Below are 20,479 nucleotides of genomic sequence, written 5' to 3' on the forward strand. Positions count from 1 at the left end.
GCCCGCCCGTTGTGGTTCTCGACCGCGACCCGGCGATGTCTACGATGTGCCGACCGATCAGCCAGGGGGGAACCGCATGACCGACACGCCGCCGGGCCCGAGCACGCCTGAACCGCCCACACCGCCCGACGCGCCGGGGCCGCACGTGCCGCCCGACGCGCACCCCCGGCCGGGAGCACCCGACCAGTACGGCACCGGCCAGTACCAGGAGTACGGCCAGTACCAGCAGCACGGCCAGTACGGCCCGCCCCCGGGGTGGCAGGCACCGCCGCAACCCCCCAAGCCCGGCGTCATCCCGTTGCGGCCGTTGAGCTTCAGCGACATCCTCGACGGCTCGTTCGCCACCATGCGCGCCCACCCCAAGCTGGTCTTCGGCGGCTCCGCGGTGGTCGTGGCGATCACCCAGCTGGTCAACCTGCTCCTGCTGTGGCCGGTCTACGACGACCTGACCCTCATGACCGCGTTGGACCCGTACGCCGACTCCCGGGAATCGCTGGAGCAACTGGAGTCCTACTTCTGGTCGACGGCGGTCACCTCCGGCATCGCGCTCCTGATCTCCACCCTCACCACCGTGCTGCTGTCCGGCTTCATCACCGTCGTCGTCGGGCAGGCCGTCGTCGGCAAGCCGATCGGCTTCACCGAGGCGTGGGCGCAGCTGAAGCCCCGCCTGCTGCCGCTGCTGGGCGTGAGCCTGCTCTACACCCTGCTGGTGGTGGTCGGTTTCGCGCTGTGCGTCCTGCCGGGCGTCTGGGTCTGGGTGCTGTTCGCCCTGGTGACCCCGGCCGTGGTGCTGGAGCACGCCTCCGTCGGGCAGTCGCTGAGGCGGTCGCGCGAGCTGGTGCGCGGGGTGTGGTGGCGCACCTTCGGCATCCTGCTGCTCGCGTTCGTCCTCGCGGCCATCGTGTCGTCGATCATCCAGGCCCCGTTCGGCCTGCTCGGCACCGACTTCAGCGCCGCGCTGCGCGGCGAGGTGGTGGCGCCGACGACGACCGCCCTGCTGCTCTCGGCGCTGGGCGGCACGATCGCCGGCGCGGTGGTCTACCCGTTCAGCGCCTCGGTGCAGGTCCTGCTCTACCTCGACCGGCGCATCCGCCGGGAGGGCATGGACATCATGCTGGCGCGTGCCGCCGGTGTGCCGCCGCGGCAGCCGTGAGCCCGGCGGTCGACCGGGACTCCGCGCGCGACGCGGCGGCCCGTGAGCTGGCCGACCCCGGGTACGGCGCGGCGGACGACTCGGTCCTGGTCAAGGTGCTGAACCGGCTGGGCGAGGTGGTCGACGACCTCGGGCGGTCGGGCGGGCCCGGGGTCGTCGGGCTCGTCGCGCTGGTCCTGCTCGCGCTGGCCGTGGCGGTCGTGGTGCGGCGGGGCGTGGGTCCCGTGGCCCGCACCCGGCGACGCGCGCGACCGGTGTTCGCCGGGGAGGACCGGTCCGCGGCCGACCACCGGGCGGCGGCCGAGGAGGCGCTGGCCGCGGGTCGGGTGGCGGACGCGGTGCGCGAGCGGTTCCGGGCCGTCACCAGGGAGCTGGAGGAGCGCGGCGTGCTGGACGCGCGCGTGCAGCGGACGGTCGACGAGGTGGCCGCGGAGGCCGGGCGGGAGCTGCCCGACCGCGCGGCCGACTTCCACGCGGCGGCCCGGGTGTTCGACGACGTCTGGTACGGCGGGCGACCGGCCACGGCCGAGGGCTACCGGGTCGTGGCGGCGCTGGACGAGCGGGTGTCCGCGTGACCGCGGCGGGGCGAGCGGACGACCGCGTGACCGCGACCGGGCGAACGGGCACCCGCGTGATCACAGCGCCGAACGACCGGGTGCCCGCATGACCTCCCCCGCCCAGGACACCTCCACCTCCCCCGACGCCAAGCGGATCTGGCGCGCCGCCAGGGTCCCGCTGGTCATCGCCGCGCTCCTGGGCACCACCGCGATCGCCACCGCCCTGGTGACCGGCACGACCGAGGCCGGCGAGCTGGACCCGCGCTCCTACGAGCCGACCGGCGGCCGGGCGCTGGTCCGGCTGCTGGAGGCCCGCGGCGTGCGCGTGGACCCGGTGACCGAGCTGCCCGACGCCTCCGGCGCCACCGTCCTGGTCACCCACCCCAACCGCCTCGCCCCGGACCGCCTGGCCGGCCTCGGCGCCGCGCACGTCGTCCTCGTCGCGCCGAGCCGCCACCCGGACTTCCGCGTGGTGGGCCGGGACCGGCCCGAGGACCGCGAACCGGGCTGCGACCTGGCCGAGGCGCGGGCCGCGGGCGTGGCCACGACGGGCGGCCTGCTCTACGCCACCGACACCGGGGACCGGTGCTACCGCGACGGTGCCGGCGCCGCGGTGGCGCGCGTCGGCGACACCACCGCGCTGGGGTCCGGGACGCCGCTGACGAACGCCGCGCTCGACGAGCAGGGCAACGCCGCGCTGGCGCTGGGCCTGCTGGGCCGCGACGACGTGCTGCTCTGGTACACCCCGGGCCTGGAGGCGCCGGAACGGACCCGCTCGCTCACCGAGCTGGTGCCGGCGGGCTGGCGCTACGGCGCGCTCCAGCTCGCGATCGCGGTGGTGCTGCTGGCCCTGTGGCGCGGCCGGCGGCTGGGTCCGCTGGTGCCCGAGCCGCTGCCGGTGGTCGTGCGCGCCACCGAGACCACCGAGGGCCGCGCGCGGCTCTACCGCCGCGGCCGGGCCACCGACCACGCGGCGGCGGCGCTGCGGGAGGCGACCGGGCGGCGGCTGCTCCCGCTGCTGGGCCTGCCCGCCGACGCGGACGCCGCCGCCGTGGCCGACCGGGTCGCGCGCCGGACCGGACGATCACCCGAACGGGTCCACGACCTGCTCCGCGGTCCGGCCCCGACCGACGAGACCGCCCTCGTCCGCCTCGCCGACGAGCTGGACGAACTGGAAGAAGAGGTGCGCAGGGGATGACGAGCGCGGAAGTGCCGGTCGAGGCGGCCCGCGAGGCGCTGCGGGCGTTGCGGGTCGAGATCGCCAAGGCGGTCGTCGGCCACGACGCGGCGGTCACCGGGTTGCTCCTCGCGCTGCTGTGCCGGGGCCACGTGCTGCTGGAGGGCGTGCCGGGGGTGGCCAAGACGCTGCTGGTGCGGTCGCTGGCCACCGCGCTGGACCTGGCGTTCGCGCGGGTGCAGTTCACGCCCGACCTGATGCCCGGCGACGTGACCGGCTCGCTGGTGTTCGACCCGGGCGCCGCGGAGTTCTCCTTCCGCGAGGGCCCGGTGTTCACCAACCTGCTGCTGGCCGACGAGGTCAACCGCACGCCGCCGAAGACGCAGTCCGCGCTGCTGGAGGCGATGGAGGAGCGGCAGGTGTCGGTGGAGGGGCGGGCCCGCCCGCTGCCCGACCCGTTCATCGTGGTGGCCACCCAGAACCCGGTGGAGTACGAGGGCACCTACCCGCTGCCCGAGGCCCAGCTCGACCGGTTCCTGCTCAAGCTGACCGTGCCCGCGCCGACCCGGGACGAGGAGGTCGCCGTCCTGCGGCGGCACGCCGACGGGTTCGACCCGCGCGACCTCGGCGCGCTGCGGCGGGTCGCGGGCCCGGAGCACCTGGCGGCCGGGCGGCGCGCGGTGGGGTCGGTGACGGTGCGGCCGGAGGTGATCGGGTACGTGGTGGACGTCTGCCGCGCCACCCGCCACTCCCCCGCGGTGCGGCTGGGCGTCTCGCCGCGCGGCGCCACGGCGCTGCTGGCCACCGCGCGGGCGTGGGCGTGGCTGTCCGGGCGCGACTACGTGACGCCCGACGACGTGAAGGCGTTGGCGCGGCCCACCCTGCGGCACCGGCTGGAGCTGCGGGCGGAGGCCGAGATGGAGGGCGCCACCACCGACGGGGTCCTGGACGGCGTGCTCGCGGCCGTCCCGGTGCCCCGCTGACGCCGTGGCGCTGACCGGCCGCGCGGGGCTGCTGGCCCTGGCCGGCGCACTGGTCGTCGGGCTGCTGCTGCCGTCGTGGGCGGGCATCGGCCTGGTGGCCGCGGTGGTCGTGGCGGGGGTGGCGGTCGACCTGGCGCTGGCGGGTGGCGTGCGGGGCCTGGAGTTCAGCCGGTCCGGCGCCGACCGGGTGCGCCTGGGCGAGGCGGTCGAGGTGGAGCTGGTGGTCGCCAACCCCGGGCCGCGCCGCGTCCGCGGGGTGCTGCGCGACGCCTGGTCGCCCAGCGCCGGGGTGGAGCGGGAGGTGCACGCGCTCGACGTGCCGCCCGGCGGGCGGCGGGCGGTGGTGCTGCGGCTGCGGCCCACCCGGCGCGGCGACCGGTGGGCGCACCGGGTGACCGTGCGCGCGGTCGGCCCGCTGGGGCTGGCCGCGCGGCAGGGCTCGCACGAGGTGCCGTGGGCGGTGCGCGTGCTGCCGCCGTTCCCCAGCCGGCGGCACCTGCCGCCGCTGCTGGCGCGGCTGCGCGAGCTGGACGGGCGGCGCGCGGCCCAGGTGCGGGGCCGGGGCACCGAGTTCGACTCGCTGCGGGAGTACGTGGCAGGCGACGACGTGCGGTCGATCGACTGGCGCGCGTCGGCGCGGTCGGGTGACCTGGTGGTGCGCACCTGGCGGCCCGAGCGCGGCAGGCACGTCGTGCTGGTGCTGGACACCGGGCGGACCTCGGCCGGCCGGGTCGGCGACGCGCCGCGGCTCGACGCGGCCATGGACGCCGCCCTGCTGCTGGGCGCGCTGGCCGGCCGGGCCGGGGACCGGGTCGACCTGCTCGCCCACGACCGGCGGCTGCGCGTGGCCGCGCGCGGGTCGCTGCCCGCGCTGGTCGACGCGATGGCCGACCTCGAACCGGAGCTGGTCGAGTCCGACGCGCGCGCCGTGGTCCGCGAGGTGCTGGGCCGGACCCGGCGGCGGTCGCTGGTGGTGCTGCTGACCGGCCTGGACCCGGCGCCGCTGGAACAGGGGCTGCTGCCCGTGCTGCCGTCGCTGACGAGCAGGCACCAGTTGCTCGTGGCGGCGGTCGCGGACCCCGGGATCGAGCGCATGGCCCGGGGTCGGGGCGACGCGGAGGCCGTGTACGGCGCGGCGGCGGCCGAGCGCGCGTTGGCCGAGCGCGAGCAGGTCAAGGCGCTGCTGCGGCGGCACGGGGTCGAGGTGGTGGACGCGCTGCCCGACGACCTGCCGCGCGCGCTGTGCGAGCGCTACCTGGCGCTCAAGGCCGCCCGGAAGCTGTAGGCGCGGGGGCTTGGGGCGCTTCGGGTCGGCGGCCCAGCGCGAACACGTAGGCCAGGAACGCCACCTCGGCCGCCACGCCGATCGCCACGCGTGCCCACGTGGGCAGCCCGGACGGGGTCACGAACGCCTCGACCACCCCGGACACCAGCAGCACGCAGGTGAGGCCGACGGCCAGCCGGGCGACCGCGCGCCCCTCCGCTGCCAGCGCCGCCGACCGGGTGCGCGGCCCGGGGTCGACCACCGTCCAACCCAGCCGCAGCCCCGCGCCCGCCGCCACGAACACCGCGGTCAGCTCCAGCAGCCCGTGCGGCGTGATCAGCCCCAGGAACACGTCGAACCGGCCGGCCGCCGCCATCAGGCCCGCGCCCACCCCGACGTTGACGACGTTGGTCCACAGCAGGAGCAGCACCGGCACGCCGAACAGCACGCCCAGCACCAGGCACCCGGCGGCGATCCACGCGTTGTTCGTCCACACCTGGAACGCGAACGACGCCGCGGGCGCGCTGGAGTAGTAGGTCTCGAAGTCGCCGCCCGGCCGGGTCAGCTCGCGCACCGCCTCCGGTGCCGCGATCGACGCCTGCACCGCCGGGTCGTTCGCCACCCACGCCGCGACCAGCCCGATCGCCGACAGGCACAGGGCGGCGGTCGCCGTCCACCACGGTGCGGCGCGGCGCAGCTCGGCGGGCAGGCGGCGGGCGAAGAACCGGCCTGCCTCGCGCCACGCCGGGGTGTGCGCGCCCGTGACCGCCGCCCGCGCCCGCAGCACCAGCGCGGTGAGCCGGGCGAGCAGCGCCGGGTCCGGCACGGTCGACCGCGCCACCGACAGGTGCGTGGCCACCCGCTGGTAGAGGGCGACCAGCTCGTCGGCCTCGGCGCCGCGCAGCGACCGGGCGCCCACCAGCCGCGCGAGCCGGTCCCAGTCGCCCTGGTGCCGGGTCACGAAAACGTCGATGTCCACTGCCGACCCCCTCGGTGCTGGACAATAACCGCCATGTCCGACCTCGTGACCGGCGATGCCGTGGTGCTGGAGCTGCGGCCGGCCGGGGTGGCCACCCGCGGCCTGGCGTTCGCGCTCGACGTCCTGCTCCAGGTGGTGGTCCTGGCGGTGCTGCTGCTCCTGCTGCCGTCGGGGCTGTTCGACACCTCCCTGTCGACCGCGCTGACCCTGGTGCTGGTGGTGTGCGTGGTGGTCGGCTACCCGGTGGTGAGCGAGGCGCTGACCCGGGGCCGCACGCTGGGCAAGGTGGTGCTGGGCCTGCGGGTCGTGCGCGACGACGGCGGCCCGGTCCGGTTCCGGCACGCGCTGGTGCGCGGGCTGACCGGGTTCTTCGTGGACTTCTGGGCGCTGGGGCTGGGCGGCGCCGTGGCGCTGGTGGTGGCGCTGGTGTCCAGGCGCGGCCAACGGGTCGGCGACTTCCTGGCTGGCACCGTCGTGATCCGCGAACGCGTGCCGGCCTCGGTGGAGCCGGTGGTGTGGGTGCCGCCGGAGCTGGCCGGGTGGGCGTCGGGCCTGGACCTGTCGCGGCTGCCCGACGACCTGGCCCTGTCGGTGCGCCAGTACCTGGGTCGGGTGGGCGACCTGAGCGGGGACGCGCGCTGGTCGCTGGGACGTGCCCTGGCCGACGAGGTGGGTCGCGCGGTCGGCGCGCCGTGCCCGCCCCACGTGCCGCTGGAGCGGTACCTGTCGGCGGTGCTGGCGGAGCGGCGGGCGCGCCAGTCGCGCGCCGCGGTCCCCGTCGCGCCCGTCGCGGCGCCGGACAACCCGTTCGCGCCGCCGGCCTGAGGGACCGGGGCGGACCACCGGGACTGGTGCGCGCCGGTCTCCCCCGGTTCGGGAGCCGACCGACCGACTCCGGCGCGGCCCGATCCCGGTGGCCTGCTGCCGCCGGCCGCGGTCGACCGGCGGGTCCTCCCCGAACACCGGTCGACCGCGGCCGGCGGCCCGTCCACGTCGTCAGGTGGTGACGACGTCGACCCCCCAGATCCGCGCCGCGGTGGCGAAGTCCTGCCAGAGGAGCTGGTTGCCGCCGGCGCCGGAGATGACGCCCTTGGCGACGATGCCGCTCGCCGTGGGCAGCACGACCGGGCCGCCGCTGTCGCCGTCGCGGGCGGCTTGCGCGCCGTCCTCCTGCCGGGACAGCACCAGGCCGCTGTAGCACTCCCAGTTGCCGTACATGTCGTAGCCGCAGTACGAGCTGTTGCCGGCGTCGACCACGACGTGCCCGCACAGCCACGTGGTGCCCGCGCCCGACGAGCACAGCTCCTCGCCGGTGTAGACGCCCTGCCAGCCGATGACGTGCCCGATGGCGGTGGACGCGCCCACACCGGTGAAGAGCCAGGGGTCGGTGTTGGTGGGGATCATCATCAGGTCCTGGCCGACGTCCTCGTGGCTGACCACGCCGACCACCTGGCCGTGCGTGCCGTTGTACCAGCGCTGGCCGGGGTAGCCGCAGTGGCCGGCGGTCAGCACGTACTCCCGGTTGTCGCGGTCCCTGACGCCGAACCCGGCGGTGCACGTGCGCCAGGCGTCGTTGCTGAGCACGCCACCGCCGTAGAACGGGGACGTGTCGTTGTTCCGGCCGCGCGGCCGGACCCGGTCCTGCGCCACCACCTCGACCGGCACGCCCACGTCCGGCAGGGCGGTGGCGTCCCGGGCCGCGGTGGCGTCGACGCCGACCAGCAGGCCGCTGCCGTCCGGCCGGACCGACACCCGGTGGGCCGGACCGCCCGGGTGGGCCCGGAGGTAGCCCACCACCCGGTCGGACGCCGCGCGCAGCTCGGCCAGGGTGTGCTCGGCGGGCAGCACCTCGACCGGTGCGGTGGCGCGGGCGCTCTCGACCGCCGAGCGCAGGGCGGGCGGCAGCTCGCCCCGGTACCGGAGCCGGACCGACCCCTCGTCCAGCCCGATGTCGGTCAACCCCTCGGCGCCGCCCCGGTCCGCGGCCCGGCGGATCACGTCGGCCGCGGTCCGCGCCCGGTCCTGCGCCCGCACCCTGGCGCGCTGGTCGGGTTGCAGGTGGTCCCACGGCGCGTCCGCGGTGCTGTCGGGTTTCGGCGGGTCGGCGTTCGCGGCGGTCGAGCCGAGCACCAGCGTGCCCGCGCTCAGCACGGCGACCAGGACTCTGCGCATGGTTCCCTCCCCAAGTGCGGCGGAACGGGAGGGGACGCCTCCCGCCCCACCGAGGGTGGGTCCGGTCGCGGGGCCCTTTACGGAAGTGGACGGACCCGGCCGGCCACGAGCCGCCGCAGCTCCTCGGTGGGCGGGAGGCCGAGGTCGGCGTAGAGGGCGAGGGCTTCGCGCGTGACGGCCTCGGCCTCGGCGTCGCCCGTCGCGTGGTGCAGGCGGGCCAGGCCGTCGAGCGCGGTGGCGCGCCCGTAGCGGTTCCCGGCCCGCGACGCCCGGTCGAGCGCCCCGGTGTAGTGGGCGCGGGCCTCCCGGTGCCTGCCCGCCAGGCGCGCCGCGTCGCCGAGGCCGACCAGGGCGGTCGTCGCCAGCTCGACCTCGCCGACCTCCTCGGCGATCCCCAGGGCCCGCCGGAAGTCCCGCTCGGCCTCGGCGGGCTCGCCCAGCCGCAGGTGCAGCTCGCCCAGCCCGCACAGGCCGTCGGTCTCGCCCACCCGGTAGCCGGTGTCCCGGTAGACGGGCATCGCGGCGAGGTGGTGCGCCCGCGCCTCGTCGTGGCGGCCGAGCTTGGTGCAGGTGCTGCCCAGGTTGGTCAGCGAGACGGCGACCCCGACGTGGTTGCCGACGCGCCGGTTGAGGTCCAGGGAGCGCCGGTAGTGGTGGTGCGCCTCCTCCAGGCGGCCCAGCCGTTCCAGGGCCACGCCGAGGTTGTTCAGCGTCCGGCTCTCGCCGAGGTGGTCGCCGGTGCCGCGGTGCACCTCCAGGGCCCGCCGGTGGTGGGCGACCGCGGCCGGGTACTCGCCGAGGTGCAGGTGGACGGTGCCCAGCGCGTACAGGGCGCAGCCCTGCGCGGCCAGGTCGCCGCACCGCCGGGCCAGCGCGAGCGCGTCCAGCAGGTGGTCGCGCGCCTCGGCGTAGTGGCCGCGCCGCCAGGACAGCACGCCCAGCCCCTGCCGCGCCCGCGCCTGGCCGGCGAGGTCGCCGGTGGCGCGGTGCAGGTCCAGTGCGGTGAGGTGGTGCTCCCGCGCCGTGTCGTAGTCGCCGAGCCTGCGGTGCACCACGCCGAGCAGGTTCGCCGCCGTCGCCTCGGCGGAGCGGTCCCCCGCCGCCCGCGCCGCCACCAGCGCCGCGCCGTGCAGGACCACCCCGTCCGCGTAGTGCGCGCAGGTGTCCAGGTAGACCGCGAGGACTTCGGACAGGCGCCCGACGTGGCGCGGGTCGGCCGCCGCCATGGCCAGCAGGTTCGCCCGCTCCCGGTCCAGCCACGCCCGTGCCCCGGCCGTCGGGTCGCCGGTGGTGGGGAACGCCGCGGCGGCCGCGCGCCCGGCGGCCGCCAGGTAGTGGTCGCCCAGGCGCTCGACGGCGGCCCGCCGCTCGTCCTCGGCCAGCTCGGCGACCCGCTCCGAGGCGTAGGAGCGGAGCAGGTCGTGCATGCCGAACCGGTTGTCGGCGTCCTCCTCCACGAGGTGGCCGCGGCACAGGCCGTCCAGCACCCGGCGCGCCACCGGCTCCGGCACGCCCAGCAGCGCGGCTGCGGCCGGTACCCCGAACCGGCGGCACGGCGCGAACCCGAGCAGCCGGAACGCCCGGTCCTCCGCCGCGGACAGGTGCCGGCAGGACCAGGAGAAGACCGCCCGCACCGCGGTGTACTCGTCGTCGCCCGCGGCGAGCAGGTCCAGCCGCCGGGCGTCGTCGGCCAGCTCCGCCGCCAGGTGGGCCAGGGTGACGCGGGGTCGGGCCGTGGCCATCTCGGCGGCGATGCGCAGCGCCAGGGGCAGGTGGGCGCACAGCCCGGCGAGCCGGGCCGCCGCGTCGGGCTCGGCGTCCACCCGGGCGCCGAGCGGGGTGCGCAGCAGGGTGAGGGCTTCCGCGGGGGTGAGCACGTCCACGTTCAGGCGCACCGCGCCGTTGCGGGCGACCAGGCCGGCCAGGGAGTCCCGGCTGGTGATCAGCACCAGGCTGCGGCCCGCGCCCGGGAGCAGGTCGCGGACCTGGACGGTGGAGTGGGCGTTGTCCAGGAGGATCAGCACGCGGCGGTCAGCGAGCAGGGTGCGCCAGCGGGCGGCGCGCTCGGCCCGGTCGTGCGGGACGGCCGCGCCGTCGGGCAGGAGGGAGCGGAGGAGGGTTTCCAGGGCCTCGTCCACGCCGACCGGGCGCTGCGGGTCGTAGCCGCGCAGGTCCAGGTGGAGCTGGCCGTCCGGGAAGTGGGCGGCGACGCGGTGCGCCCAGTGCACGGCGAGGGTCGTCTTGCCCACGCCGGCGGTGCCGGAGACGGCGCAGACGGGTCCCGGGCCGGTGGGGTGGGCGGGGGTGGTCACGAGCCGGTCGAGGGCGGTCAGCTGGTCCTCGCGGCCGGTGAACGCCGGGACGTCGGCGGGCAGTTGGCGGGGCACGGGGACGGGTGGTGGGACCACGGCGGGCGGGGCCGTGGCGGGCTCGGGTGCGGCGGGCGGCCCGCCCACCGCCGTCTCACCCGCACCACCCGTCCCGGCGGCCAGCCACAGCCGGTGGAAGGACTCCACGTCGCCGTTCAGGGTCTCCACGATCAGTTCCAGCAGGCCCCACCTGGGCGGGCCAGGTCCGGCGAAGGCCGCGGCCACCGTGGTGTGGCTGCACCCGACCTCGCGCGCCATCGCGCGCAGGCTCGGCCACCCGGCCCGGTGGTGCAACGCGTGCAGCGCCTCGAACAGGTCGCGGACCGGGCCCGGGGGCAGCTGTGGCCTCGGCAACCCGCCCACTGCGCCTCCCCGACAACGCGTGCGCTCCAGGTTCCTCCGTTCCCCCGAGCCGCGCAAAGGATTGGTCCGGCCAGTTCTGTCCGGTTCCGTCAACCGCACCCCCACCCACCGGACACTCGACCTCACCGACGAACACCGGAAGGGGTCCACCGATGACCGAGAACGCCACCACGCTCGGCCTGGCCGTGCAGGGGTACCTGACCAGGCCGCTGCTGACGTCCGACCCCGCCGTCGCGATGCCGCTGGAGACCCGGCTCGGAGCGTTGCGCGCCGAGGTCGAGCACCTGCGCGGCAAGGGGCTGGTGAGCGACGACCAGCACCGGGCCCTGCTGGCCGCGGTACCGGTCGGCGCCGTTCCCGAGGCGGTGGGTGACCCGCGCGGCGCGCACCCCGTCGGCACCGTGCTGATCACCACCGCCCGCCGGTACCAGCCGCACGTCAGCGCCGCGCACGACGTCGTCGCCGCGCTGGGCGCGGTCACCTCGGCCGCGATCGCCGGGTTCGCGCACAGCGGGCCGCTGGCGGCGCTGGCCTGCGCCTCGGTGGCGTCCGTCCGCGCCATCGCGGACGGGCACAAGCAGGACGGCCACAAGCAGAGCGGGCACAAGCAGTCCGCCGGGCACAAGCGGTGAGCCCGGACCGAGGGACCCGCGGCACGGCGACCTGCTCCGGTGAAGGGACGCCGGCTCTGGCGGGCGGTCCACGACCCTCGCTACGGTGCCCGGGTGAGGTCTGGACCAGTAGCACTCGCCGTCCTGCTGACCGCGGGCACCGCCGTGGCCACCGCGCCCGCCACCGCCGCCCCCGCACCCGACCAGGCCGCCGTCGCGGACTGGACGGGACCGCTGAGCACCCGGGGCCGCTACATCGTCGACGCCAACGGCAACCGGTTCAAGCTCAAGGCCGGCAACTGGCACGGCGCGAGCGGCACGTGGAACGGCTCCGGGGACGTCGACGACCCCGCCAACCACCACGCGGGCGAGCTGGCCCACCAGACGCCGCTCGGCCTGGACCGGGCCCCGCTGGAGCGGATCATCGACGGCTTCGCCGAGCTGGGGCTCAACAGCGTGCGCCTGCCGTTCTCCAACGCCATGGTCCACGACCCGCGCCCCGTCCCCGACCTGCCCGCCAACCCCGACCTGCGCGGCCTGACCCCGCTCCAGGTATATGACCGGGTGGTCGAGCGGCTGACCGCGCGCGGCTTCGCCGTGGTGCTGAACAACCACACGACCACCTCCCGCTGGTGCTGCGGCGTGGACGGCAACGAGCGGTGGAACACCGCGCAGACCGAGCGGCAGTGGCAGGACGACTGGGTGTTCATGGCCCGCCGGTACGCCGCCAACAAGCGGGTGGTCGGCGCCGACCTCTACAACGAGGTGCGGCGCAACGTCACCGACGACCCCAACTGGGGCTGGGGCGACGACCACGACTGGCAGCGCGCCTCCCAGCAGGCCGGCGACCGCATCCTCACCGAGGCCAACCCGGACCTGCTGGTCGTCGTGGAGGGCATCAACTGGACCGGGCTGCCGGTGGACGGGTTCCCGCACGGCAGGCCGACCCTGGAACCGGTGCGCACCCTCTCGCACACGCTCGTCACGTCCGGGAAGCTGGTGTACTCCGCCCACTTCTACGGCTACACCGGCCCCAACCACTCGGGTGCGACCGGCATCGGCGAGACCAGCGACCCGCGCTACCAGGACCTCACCCCGCAGCAGCTGCGCGACGTGGTGCACCGGCAGGCGCTCTACGTCTCGGCCGAGACCGGGAAGCACTTCACCGCGCCGGTGTGGATCAGCGAGTTCGGCGTCGGCGGCCGGGGCAACGGCGACGCGCGGGCGCGCGACTGGTTCGAGCGGTTCGTCGACATCCTGGTCGAGGCCGACGCCGACTTCGCCTACTGGCCGGTCGTGGGCCACCACGCCAACGGCGTCGGCGACGGCTGGTCGCTGCTGGCGTGGGACGCGGCCGGCAACCGGATCGGGGTGGACGACGGCGCCGACTGGCGCGGCCCGGCGTGGCGGCGGCTCGTCGGGGCCGCGGGCCGCACCGGCCAGGTCCCGCAGGCCGAGCGGTGGTCGATGCTGAACCTGGACCACGCGGACTTCCAGGCGTCCAGGGCGGTCCGGGCCATGCCGGACTGGAACCCCGGCGCCCGCAAGGGGGTCTGCCCGGACGGCCAGCGGCTGGCCGGCCTGGCCGACGTCGGCGGGCGGGGGCTGTGCACGGGCTCGGCAGCCGCGCCGCAGGGGTACGTCACGGTGCGCGACGAGTCCTATGTGGACACGGATTGGGCGACCGGGTACACGAAGGTCCAGTGCCCGCGCGACCACTACGTCGTCGGCTACAGCGTCAACGGCGCGGCGTTCTCGGCCGCGCTGTGCGCCCGCTCGGCGGTCCCCCTGGGCTCCGGCGGCCGGACGGTGTGGTTCGACCGGGGCGACAACCGGCCGGCCGGCGACCCCGGCGGCGAGTTCGCGCCCAACCGGTACAAGGGCCAGTGCGCGGCGAACGAGCACGTCGCGGGCATCGCCTACACCGGCCGGATCTTCTCCGACCGGAGCCCCGACGCCCTGTACTGCCGGGCAGGCTGAGGCAGCGCCGGATCAGGGCCGGGCCTCACATGTCCCACACCGACGGCCGCTCGTCGTCCCACTGCTCGTGCACCGCCCGGCGCGGCGGTGGCGCGGCGGGTCCTCCCCCGAACGGCGGCGGTTCGGGGAACCGCCGCCGCGCGTCGGCCACCAGCAGGTGGGTGTCGGGGTCGTCGGTGCCCACCGACTCGGCCAGCACCTGCTGCAACAGGTCGGGGATCTTCGCCTGGGCGCGGCGCACGCAGTCCATGATCTCGGCGGCCAACCGGGGCCCGGACACCGGTCCGGCCGGCTCGGCGAGCACCAGGCCGGTCAGCAGGCCGCCGGCGGAGACGGTGACCCGGACCGACCCGTCGCGCGACGACTCGGTGATCGACAGCCCGGCCAGCCGTTGGTCCAACTCCTGGTGGCGCCGGGCGTTCCCGCTGGTCCGCGCCCGCCAGTCCGCGCTGTCCGACATCGCCGTCCCCCGTCCGAGGAGTACGCCCCAGGGTGGCGCAACCCGGGCGCGCCGGACACCCCGACGGCGGCAAGTTGGGCCCAACGGCCCCCTGGGCGCTGCCGAAGGATGGCGTTGTCGGACCACCCCTCGGTGTGCCGCGATCGCCGCACCGTCGGGTGGAAAACGATTTCCCGTGGAGGTGGCGCCTGGGACTCCTACCGGGTCTTCCTCACCCGAGCGGGATCGACTGGGCGAAGGTGAACGCGCCGGCCGGGTCGTAGCGCGCCTTGACGGCCCGCAACCGGTCGGCGTTGCCCCCGTAGTAGGCCGTCAGCCAGTCCCGGTGCGCCGGGTCGGGGAAGTTCGGGTACACCCCGCCGGTGCCCCACGGGTGGACCAGCGACCACGCCTCGTCCAGCCGGCGCAGCACCTCGTCGCCGCGCCGCTCCGCGCCACCGGGCCCGACGAGCACGGTGTGCTTGAGCAGGAACGCCGGGGTGCGGTGCGGGAACGCGGTGGCGTCCGGGGCGACCCGCCCGTACGCGCCGCGCCAGGGCGTGAACGCCACCTCTCGCAGCTCGCCGAACCGCCGGTCGGCCGTCAGGTGCGCCAGCAGCGCGGCCACCGCGTCGTCGGGCAGGGGGCGGTCGAAGAACTCCGTGCGCGACGTCGACATGCCCGGCCGCGGCGACACCAGCGGGATGGTCGCCGGGTCGCGCGCGACGGCCGAGTGCGGCGTGGCGTGCACCAGCCCGGCCTCGTGGGCGGGCACCACGACCACCTCGGTGTCGCGCGGCACGGGCAGGCGGCCCAGCAGCTCGTCGGCGGCCACGAGGTCGGGCACGGCGCCGACGAGCACCGCCACCGGCTCCTCCTCCGGGTACTCCGGGCACAGCAGCACCAGTTCGACGCCCACCTCGTCCGGCGGGTCCCACGCCTGCCACCACCGGACCAGCCCGGCGGCGCGGGCGAAGTCGAACACGACCCGCAGGTGCGTGCGCGGCCGGGCCGGGGCGGTCCGGAACACCGCCGACACCACCACCCCGAAGTTGCCGCCGCCCGCGCCCCGCAGCGCCCAGAACAGGTCGGCGTGCGCGTCCGCCGAGGCCACCACCACCTCACCCGACGCGAGCACCACCTCCGCCGACACCAGCGCGTCGCAGGTCAGCCCGTGCAGCCGGCCGTGGGCGCCGAACCCGCCGCCCAGGGCCGCGCCGACCACGCCGACCGACGGGCACGACCCCAGCGGCACCACCCGCCCCGCCGGGGCCAGCACCCCGGCCAGCCGCCCGCCGCGCACCCCGCCGCCGACGGTCACCAGGTCCCCGGACACCGACACCGCGTCGGCCGGGGCGAGGTCCAGCAGCAGGCCGGGGGTGCTGGAGTGCCCGGCGTTGCTGTGCCCGCCGCCGCGCACGGCGAACGGCCAGTCCCGGTCGCGGGCCAGGGCCAGGGCGGCGAGCACGTCGTCCGCGCCGGCGCACCGGGCCACCGCGCGGGGCAGCACCTCGCGGGGCCTGCCGATGAACTGGCTGCGCGACAGGTCGTAGCGCGGGTCGCCCGGCACCACCAGTTCAGGCATCCGCGTGCATCCGGCTCTGGAGCGCGTACAGGTCGGCGTAGCGGCCGCCCAGGGCCAGCAACTCCGCGTGCGTGCCCTGCTCGACCAGCTCGCCTTCGTGCAGCAGCAGGATGCGGTCGGCGTGCCGCACGCTCGCCAGCCGGTGCGTGATCAGCACGACGGTCCGGTCCGCGGCCAGCGCCCGCAGCGACTCGTACACCGCGAACTCGGCCTTGGCGTCCAGCGGCGCGGTCGGCTCGTCCCAGATCAGCAGCGGCGCGTCCCGGTAGAGCCCGCGCGCCACGGCCAGCCGCTGCCACTGCCCGCCGGACAGCTCCACGCCGCCCCGGAACTGCTTGGACAGCAGCGTGCGCCACCGCTGCGGCAGCCGCGCCACCACCTCGTCCGCCCCGGACTGCGCCGCCGCCCCGCGCACGCCGCGCCCGTCGGGGTCGGGCCGGTCGTGCCGCCCCACCCGGACGTTGACGTGCGCGGTGTGCGGCCACCGCACCGGGTCCTGGAGCACCATCATCACCCGGTCGGCCACCCGCGCCCGGTCGACCCCGGCGATGTCCCGCCCGGACCACCTGACCTGCCCGGAGGTCGGCGCGTAGAGGCCCGCGACGAGCTTGGCCAGCGTCGTCTTGCCCGACCCGTTCTCGCCGACCAGGGCGATGGTCTCGCCGGGCGCGATGCCGAGCGAGACGTCCCGCACGGCCGCCCGGTCGCTGCCGGGGTAGCGGAACGTCACCCGGTCCAGCGCCACCCGCGACGGGTCGACCGCCACGTCCGCGCCCGTCCGGCGCGACCCGGTGGCGGCGTCCAGGAACTCCCGGTAGTCCGCCACGTACATGCCCTGCTCGACGAGCTGGTTCGCGGCCAGCACCAGGCGGTTGAGCGCGGAGGTGCCCACCCGCACCGCGATCACCGCCGTGCCCGCCACCGCCAGCGGCACCCAGCCGCGCCCGACCAGCAGGCCCAGCACCGCGTAGGTGACGGCCAGGCCGACCCCGGCCAGCGCCCGGCCGACGCCCCGCACCCGGGCCTGCGCGGTGGCCAGGCGCACGTCCTCGTCGCGCAGCGGGTCGGCGGCCACCCGGTACTCGTCCAGCACGAACGGCTCGGCCTGGTAGGCGCGGATCTCGGCGGCCGGCTCCCGCTCGGTGGCCAGCTGGGACACCAGCTGCACGCGCCGGTCCAGCGCCACGGTCCGGCCGACGCTGGCGTAGGCCATCTGCGCGGACCGGTGCACGGCCCACCCGTCGGGGACGACGGCGAGCAGCAGCACGGGCACCAGCAGCGGGTGCAGCGCGGCCAGGCTGCCCACCGCGGCGGCGAGGCCGATCAGGGCGCCGATCAGCTCGACCAGGTTGTCGGCGGCGCGCTCCAGGTAGAACAGGCCGCGGTCGCGGGCCCGGTGCATCCGGTCGTGGAAGGACGCGTCGTCGAACGCGGCCAGGTCCGCGTCCAGGCTCGCCCGGTACAGCTGCTCCTCGGCGAGCCGGCGCACCGCCGGGGTGATCCGGGCGTGCGCCAGGGAGACGCCGACGTCCAGCGCGCCGCGCAGCCCGAAGGCCGCGCCCACCAGCAGCAGTTCCGGCAGCGCCGCGACCACCCGGTCGGCGGTCGGACCGGACTCCAGCAGGTCGGTCAGCACGCCGGTGGTGGCGAACAGGCCGAACGCGGCGGCGAGGCCGGACAGGACCTGGAGGACGGCCACCACGAGCGCCGGGCCGGGCGCGGCGTCCCGGACCAGCCGGAGCACCGGGCGGGTCACGCCGGGCAGGCCGCGCAGCACCCCGCGCCGCTCGACGGCCGAGTCGTCGAGCTGCCAGTGCGGGGTGACCAGGTTGCCGTCGCGCGGGTCGTGACCGGCGGCGGTGTCGTCGGCGGGGACCTGCGGGCCGGGGCCGTCCTCGCCCGCGCCACCCCCACCTCTGCCGCGCCCGGCAGTGCCGCCTCCGCGCCCACCGCCTTCGTCGCGCCCGCCCGCACCGTTCTCATGCGCGCCGTTCACGCGCTCCCCGTCCCCCGGCGCGGTCACCGCGGCCCGTCCCCGAGCAGCAGCACCGAGGGCAGGTCGCTGCCGGGGTGCATCCGCAGCAACTGGTAGGCGATCCCGCCGGAGCCGGACATCATGCTCGGCGAGTACACCTCCCGGGCCAACCCGGTGGTGGGCCCGTGCTCCTCCACGCTCCCGAGCACCGCCGCGTCCAGCCCCTCCCGCGTCACCCCGTCCGGCGCGACCCCCTCGTCGAGCGCCCGCACCAGCAACTCCCACGTGCCCAGGTCGCCGTGGCACAGGGTGTGCGTCCACCCCGTCCCGTCCCGCAGCCCCGACGCGGCGGCCCGGCGCAGCACGTCCGGGTCCGCGGTGGCCAGCCCGATGCCGACCGCCCCGTGGCACCAGGCCGCGACCACCGACCCCGGCTCCCGCGGATCGCGCCACGCCCGCGACCCCGGGTCGTACCAGGTCTCCTCGTACGCCGCCGCCCCGCGCGCCAGCTCGGCGAAAGCACCCTCACCGGTTGCCCCGGCCAGCCGCGCCAGCGCCCAGCCGATGCCGGTCGCCCCGTGGGCGAACCCGCCGATCCCCTCCGGCCACGTCGGCGCCGGCCAGCGCGCCCGGCCGCCCTCCACCTCCGCGTCCCCGGCCAACCGGCGACCGGCCTCGACGGCCAGGTCGGCGTAGCGGGTCTCGCCGGTGCGCTCGGCGAGCAGCAGCAGCGGCACGATCGCGCCCGCCGTGCCGACCACCACGTCCGGCCCCTCGCTCGCGGCGAGCGCGGCGGGCACCTGCCCGGCCAGGAACACCGCGTCCTCCACGGCGGGCAGCCCCAGCCGGTCCAGCACCAGCCAGCACCAGATCTGCGAGCCCAGCCCGATGTAGGAGCCGACCGGGTCGGGGCGGCGCCGGGTGTGCCGCGCCTGGTCGGCCCACCACACCTGGGTGCGGCGGGCGGTGGCCACCGTGCCGGCCAGCAGCTCCTCCACCTCGGCCACCGGGTCCGCGCGGCCCGCCGCGACCTCCCGCCGGTAGGCCGCGAGCAGCACGGCGACGCCGAGCGTGCCGCCGTACAGGTCGGGGGTCAGGGGCGTGGTCTGCCAGCCGGAGCGGTCCAGGATGGGCGCGAACCACGTCGCGGTGCCGTCGGACCCGCGCACCGCCTCGGCGGCCAGTTCGCGCACCAGCCGGGCCGCCAGGGCACGTCGTCGCCCGTCCAGCCCGGTAGCGTCCGGCTCCCCCGCAGCTTCCATCCGCCCCAGCTCCGGCCGCGCGCCCTGGTTGAGGTAGGCGCTGACCAGCGCGGCGTGCGTGATGCGGCGCTCCAGCGCCAGGTCCGCGGTGCGCCAGCGCTCCAGCGCCAGCCGCACCTGGTCGACGCGCGGCCCGCACACCAAACCCCCACCGGTGCGCAGGAATCCCTCCGCCGGGGTCGTGGTGAACACCGGCACGTCCCCCACCAGCAGGTCGGCGACCTCGCCGCGGTGCACCTCGGGCGCCCCGGGGCCGCGGGTGTTGACCGAGTGCCGCGCCAGCAGGGCGCGGGCGCGTTCCTCGGCCGCGGGCTGGTCGTGCAGGCCCGCCGGGTGCCAGAGCATCCTCCCCAGCTCGGCGTATGCCTCCGTGTCGCGCACCACCACGCGGACCACGCAGTCGGCGAACGGGGCCAGCAGCGGCTCCAGCCGGCCCTCCCGGTCCAGGCCGGTGATCCGGGCGGCCATCTCGTCGAACCCGGCCACCACCCGCGGCCAGTGCCGGACCAGCCGGGGGCGCGGGCCGGGCAGGTTGCGGGCCGGCACGGGCGGGCGCGGCACGATCGCCACCCGCGCCTGGTCGGTGCCCGCGCCCACCAGGTCGGGCAGGCCGATCGCGGGCTGCTCGCCGGGCAGGCCGCCCATGGCCGAGCCGTCCACGCCGCGCCACCCCAGGCCACTGCCCCGGCCGGGCAGCAGGCCGGTGCGCAGCACGGTGCCGGTCAGCTGCTCGGCCACCAGGTCGGTGGCCTCGCCCGCGCCCGTCGGCGGGTGCGGCGGGCGGGGCGTGAAGACGCTCTCGCAGTCCACCACCACCGGGACCGGGCCGCACGCGATGATGTTCTCCGCGTGCAGGTCGGTGCCCGAGACCAGGCGCATCACCGCGAGCCAGTGGCCCAGGCCGCGGTAGAACGCGTCCAGCTCGGCGTCGTCGGCGCAGTGGCGGTGCTCGACGTGCTCGGCCCAGCCGTACCCGTCGCCCACCACCGCGCGGGGCACCCGGATCGGCCGGTCGTCGCCCTCGGTGAGCACCGCGAGGAGCCGGGCCAGCTCCCGGTCGACCTCCATGGGCCGCGGCTTGTGGACCACGACGCCGCCCGCGCAGCGCAGCACCGTCACGGTGTGGCCGCCGCGGTGGCTGTCGCCCTGGCCGAACTCGACCTCCCGCAGCTCGCCCGGGTCGGTGCCGAGCAGGTCGCGCAGCAGCGGCCGGTCGGCGGCGAAGCGGCGGGCCAGGGCCAGGGCCGCGCCCAGCCGGTTGTCCACCACGGCGCGCAGCCGGGTGAGCAGGTGCGGGTAGTGGGCGGTCAGGTCGTGCCAGAACGCGGGTTCGGCCGCCCGGCGCAGGAACTCGTCCCAGCGGCCCCGCGGGTCGGGCGCGGTGAGCCGGCCGGTCAGGCGGGCGCCGTGCAGCTCCAGGACCAGGACGCGGACCACCTTGCGGCGCAGGGTTTCCGCGAGTGCGCCGCGGGTGGCGGACAGCAGCGCGCCCGCCTCCGCGGCGCCGAGGTCGGCGACCTCGGCCAGTCGCCCGGCCAGCCGGTCCAGCGCGGGACCGACCAGCCACTCCAGGGTGCGGTCGAGTTCGCCGACCTCGGTTCCCGTCATCG

The 20,479-nt window shown here is 76.9% G+C and carries 15 protein-coding genes; 8 read left to right on the plus strand and 7 right to left on the minus strand.

Annotation, left to right across the window (positions count from 1 at the left end; translation table 11 throughout):
* Nucleotides 1–76 precede the first annotated feature (76 nt).
* The 5 genes from EKG83_RS29960 (at nucleotide 77) to EKG83_RS29980 (ending at nucleotide 5,155) form a co-directional block, all read left to right on the plus strand.
* Nucleotides 77–1,153 (plus strand): hypothetical protein, encoded by a 1,077-nt coding sequence (locus EKG83_RS29960; RefSeq protein WP_033430223.1) that lies wholly within the window; start codon nucleotides 77–79, stop codon nucleotides 1,151–1,153.
* Nucleotides 1,150–1,728: a DUF4129 domain-containing protein gene (locus EKG83_RS29965; protein WP_033430224.1), complete on the plus strand. Its 579-nt coding sequence runs from the start codon at nucleotides 1,150–1,152 to the stop codon at nucleotides 1,726–1,728. The genes EKG83_RS29960 and EKG83_RS29965 overlap by 4 nt, the downstream gene beginning before the upstream one ends.
* An 88-nt stretch (nucleotides 1,729–1,816) precedes the next feature.
* Nucleotides 1,817–2,908, plus strand: coding sequence for a DUF4350 domain-containing protein (locus EKG83_RS29970; protein ID WP_033430225.1), 1,092 nt, complete (start codon nucleotides 1,817–1,819; stop codon nucleotides 2,906–2,908).
* On the plus strand, nucleotides 2,905–3,870 hold the full coding sequence (locus EKG83_RS29975) for an AAA family ATPase (RefSeq protein WP_033430226.1): 966 nt from the start codon (nucleotides 2,905–2,907) through the stop codon (nucleotides 3,868–3,870). Before EKG83_RS29970 ends, EKG83_RS29975 begins: the two co-directional genes overlap by 4 nt.
* 4 nt (nucleotides 3,871–3,874) lie before the next feature.
* A complete protein-coding gene (locus EKG83_RS29980) occupies nucleotides 3,875–5,155 on the plus strand; it encodes a DUF58 domain-containing protein (RefSeq protein ID WP_033430227.1) in 1,281 nt (426 codons plus the stop codon).
* On the opposite strand, the gene EKG83_RS29985 is transcribed toward EKG83_RS29980, so the two are convergent.
* Nucleotides 5,133–6,113, minus strand: a complete 981-nt coding sequence (locus tag EKG83_RS29985) for a stage II sporulation protein M (protein ID WP_051765420.1) — start codon at nucleotides 6,111–6,113, stop codon at nucleotides 5,133–5,135. The genes EKG83_RS29980 and EKG83_RS29985 overlap by 23 nt on opposite strands.
* 33 nt (nucleotides 6,114–6,146) lie before the next feature.
* On the opposite strand from EKG83_RS29985, the gene EKG83_RS29990 reads away from it, so the two are divergent.
* On the plus strand, nucleotides 6,147–6,938 hold the full coding sequence (locus EKG83_RS29990) for an RDD family protein (protein ID WP_051765422.1): 792 nt from the start codon (nucleotides 6,147–6,149) through the stop codon (nucleotides 6,936–6,938).
* 171 nt (nucleotides 6,939–7,109) lie between these two features.
* Here EKG83_RS29990 and EKG83_RS29995 read toward each other — a convergent pair whose 3' ends face one another.
* Nucleotides 7,110–8,285, minus strand: a complete 1,176-nt coding sequence (locus EKG83_RS29995; protein WP_033430228.1) for a trypsin-like serine protease — start codon at nucleotides 8,283–8,285, stop codon at nucleotides 7,110–7,112.
* 77 nt (nucleotides 8,286–8,362) lie between these two features.
* Nucleotides 8,363–11,017, minus strand: coding sequence for an ATP-binding protein (locus EKG83_RS30000; RefSeq protein WP_051765423.1), 2,655 nt, complete (start codon nucleotides 11,015–11,017; stop codon nucleotides 8,363–8,365).
* A 152-nt stretch (nucleotides 11,018–11,169) separates the two neighbouring features.
* On the opposite strand from EKG83_RS30000, the gene EKG83_RS30005 reads away from it, so the two are divergent.
* Both EKG83_RS30005 and EKG83_RS30010 read left to right on the plus strand, forming a co-directional pair.
* Nucleotides 11,170–11,649, plus strand: a complete 480-nt coding sequence (locus EKG83_RS30005) for a hypothetical protein (RefSeq protein ID WP_033430229.1) — start codon at nucleotides 11,170–11,172, stop codon at nucleotides 11,647–11,649.
* Nucleotides 11,650–11,793: 144 nt separating this feature from the next.
* Nucleotides 11,794–13,608 carry a glycoside hydrolase family 5 protein gene (locus EKG83_RS30010; RefSeq protein ID WP_228122276.1) on the plus strand — a complete coding sequence of 605 codons (1,815 nt, stop codon included), beginning with the start codon at nucleotides 11,794–11,796 and terminating at the stop codon, nucleotides 13,606–13,608.
* 25 nt (nucleotides 13,609–13,633) lie between these two features.
* Here EKG83_RS30010 and EKG83_RS30015 read toward each other — a convergent pair whose 3' ends face one another.
* The 4 genes from EKG83_RS30015 to EKG83_RS30030 form a co-directional block, all read right to left on the minus strand.
* The gene (locus EKG83_RS30015; protein ID WP_051765425.1) at nucleotides 13,634–14,068 is read right to left on the minus strand and encodes a YbaB/EbfC family nucleoid-associated protein; all 435 of its coding nucleotides are present in this window, start codon (nucleotides 14,066–14,068) and stop codon (nucleotides 13,634–13,636) included.
* A gap of 211 nt (nucleotides 14,069–14,279) precedes the next feature.
* On the minus strand, nucleotides 14,280–15,632 hold the full coding sequence (locus tag EKG83_RS30020; protein WP_051765427.1) for an FAD-binding oxidoreductase: 1,353 nt from the start codon (nucleotides 15,630–15,632) through the stop codon (nucleotides 14,280–14,282).
* Complete coding sequence (locus EKG83_RS30025) at nucleotides 15,625–17,628, minus strand: ABC transporter ATP-binding protein (protein WP_228122277.1); 2,004 nt, start codon at nucleotides 17,626–17,628, stop codon at nucleotides 15,625–15,627. The genes EKG83_RS30020 and EKG83_RS30025 overlap by 8 nt, the downstream gene beginning before the upstream one ends.
* 23 nt (nucleotides 17,629–17,651) lie before the next feature.
* Nucleotides 17,652–20,477: a type 2 lanthipeptide synthetase LanM family protein gene (locus EKG83_RS30030; RefSeq protein ID WP_051765429.1), complete on the minus strand. Its 2,826-nt coding sequence runs from the start codon at nucleotides 20,475–20,477 to the stop codon at nucleotides 17,652–17,654.
* Between the last annotated feature and the right edge of the window lie 2 nt (nucleotides 20,478–20,479).

Source organism: Saccharothrix syringae (assembly GCF_009498035.1).
Taxonomy (GTDB): domain Bacteria; phylum Actinomycetota; class Actinomycetes; order Mycobacteriales; family Pseudonocardiaceae; genus Actinosynnema; species Actinosynnema syringae.

Excerpts from the sequence above, each read along its gene's own strand:
- EKG83_RS29960 (WP_033430223.1), top strand. The coding sequence starts at position 77 with ATGACCGACACGCCGCCGGGCCCGAGCACGCCTGAACCGCCCACACCG.
- EKG83_RS29970 (WP_033430225.1), top strand. The coding sequence starts at position 1,817 with ATGACCTCCCCCGCCCAGGACACCTCCACCTCCCCCGACGCCAAGCGG.
- EKG83_RS29975 (WP_033430226.1), top strand. The coding sequence starts at position 2,905 with ATGACGAGCGCGGAAGTGCCGGTCGAGGCGGCCCGCGAGGCGCTGCGG.
- EKG83_RS29990 (WP_051765422.1), top strand. The coding sequence starts at position 6,147 with ATGTCCGACCTCGTGACCGGCGATGCCGTGGTGCTGGAGCTGCGGCCG.
- EKG83_RS29995 (WP_033430228.1), bottom strand. The coding sequence starts at position 8,285 with ATGCGCAGAGTCCTGGTCGCCGTGCTGAGCGCGGGCACGCTGGTGCTC.
- EKG83_RS30005 (WP_033430229.1), top strand. The coding sequence starts at position 11,170 with ATGACCGAGAACGCCACCACGCTCGGCCTGGCCGTGCAGGGGTACCTG.
- EKG83_RS30015 (WP_051765425.1), bottom strand. The coding sequence starts at position 14,068 with ATGTCGGACAGCGCGGACTGGCGGGCGCGGACCAGCGGGAACGCCCGG.
- EKG83_RS30020 (WP_051765427.1), bottom strand. The coding sequence starts at position 15,632 with ATGCCTGAACTGGTGGTGCCGGGCGACCCGCGCTACGACCTGTCGCGC.
- EKG83_RS30030 (WP_051765429.1), bottom strand. The coding sequence starts at position 20,477 with ATGACGGGAACCGAGGTCGGCGAACTCGACCGCACCCTGGAGTGGCTG.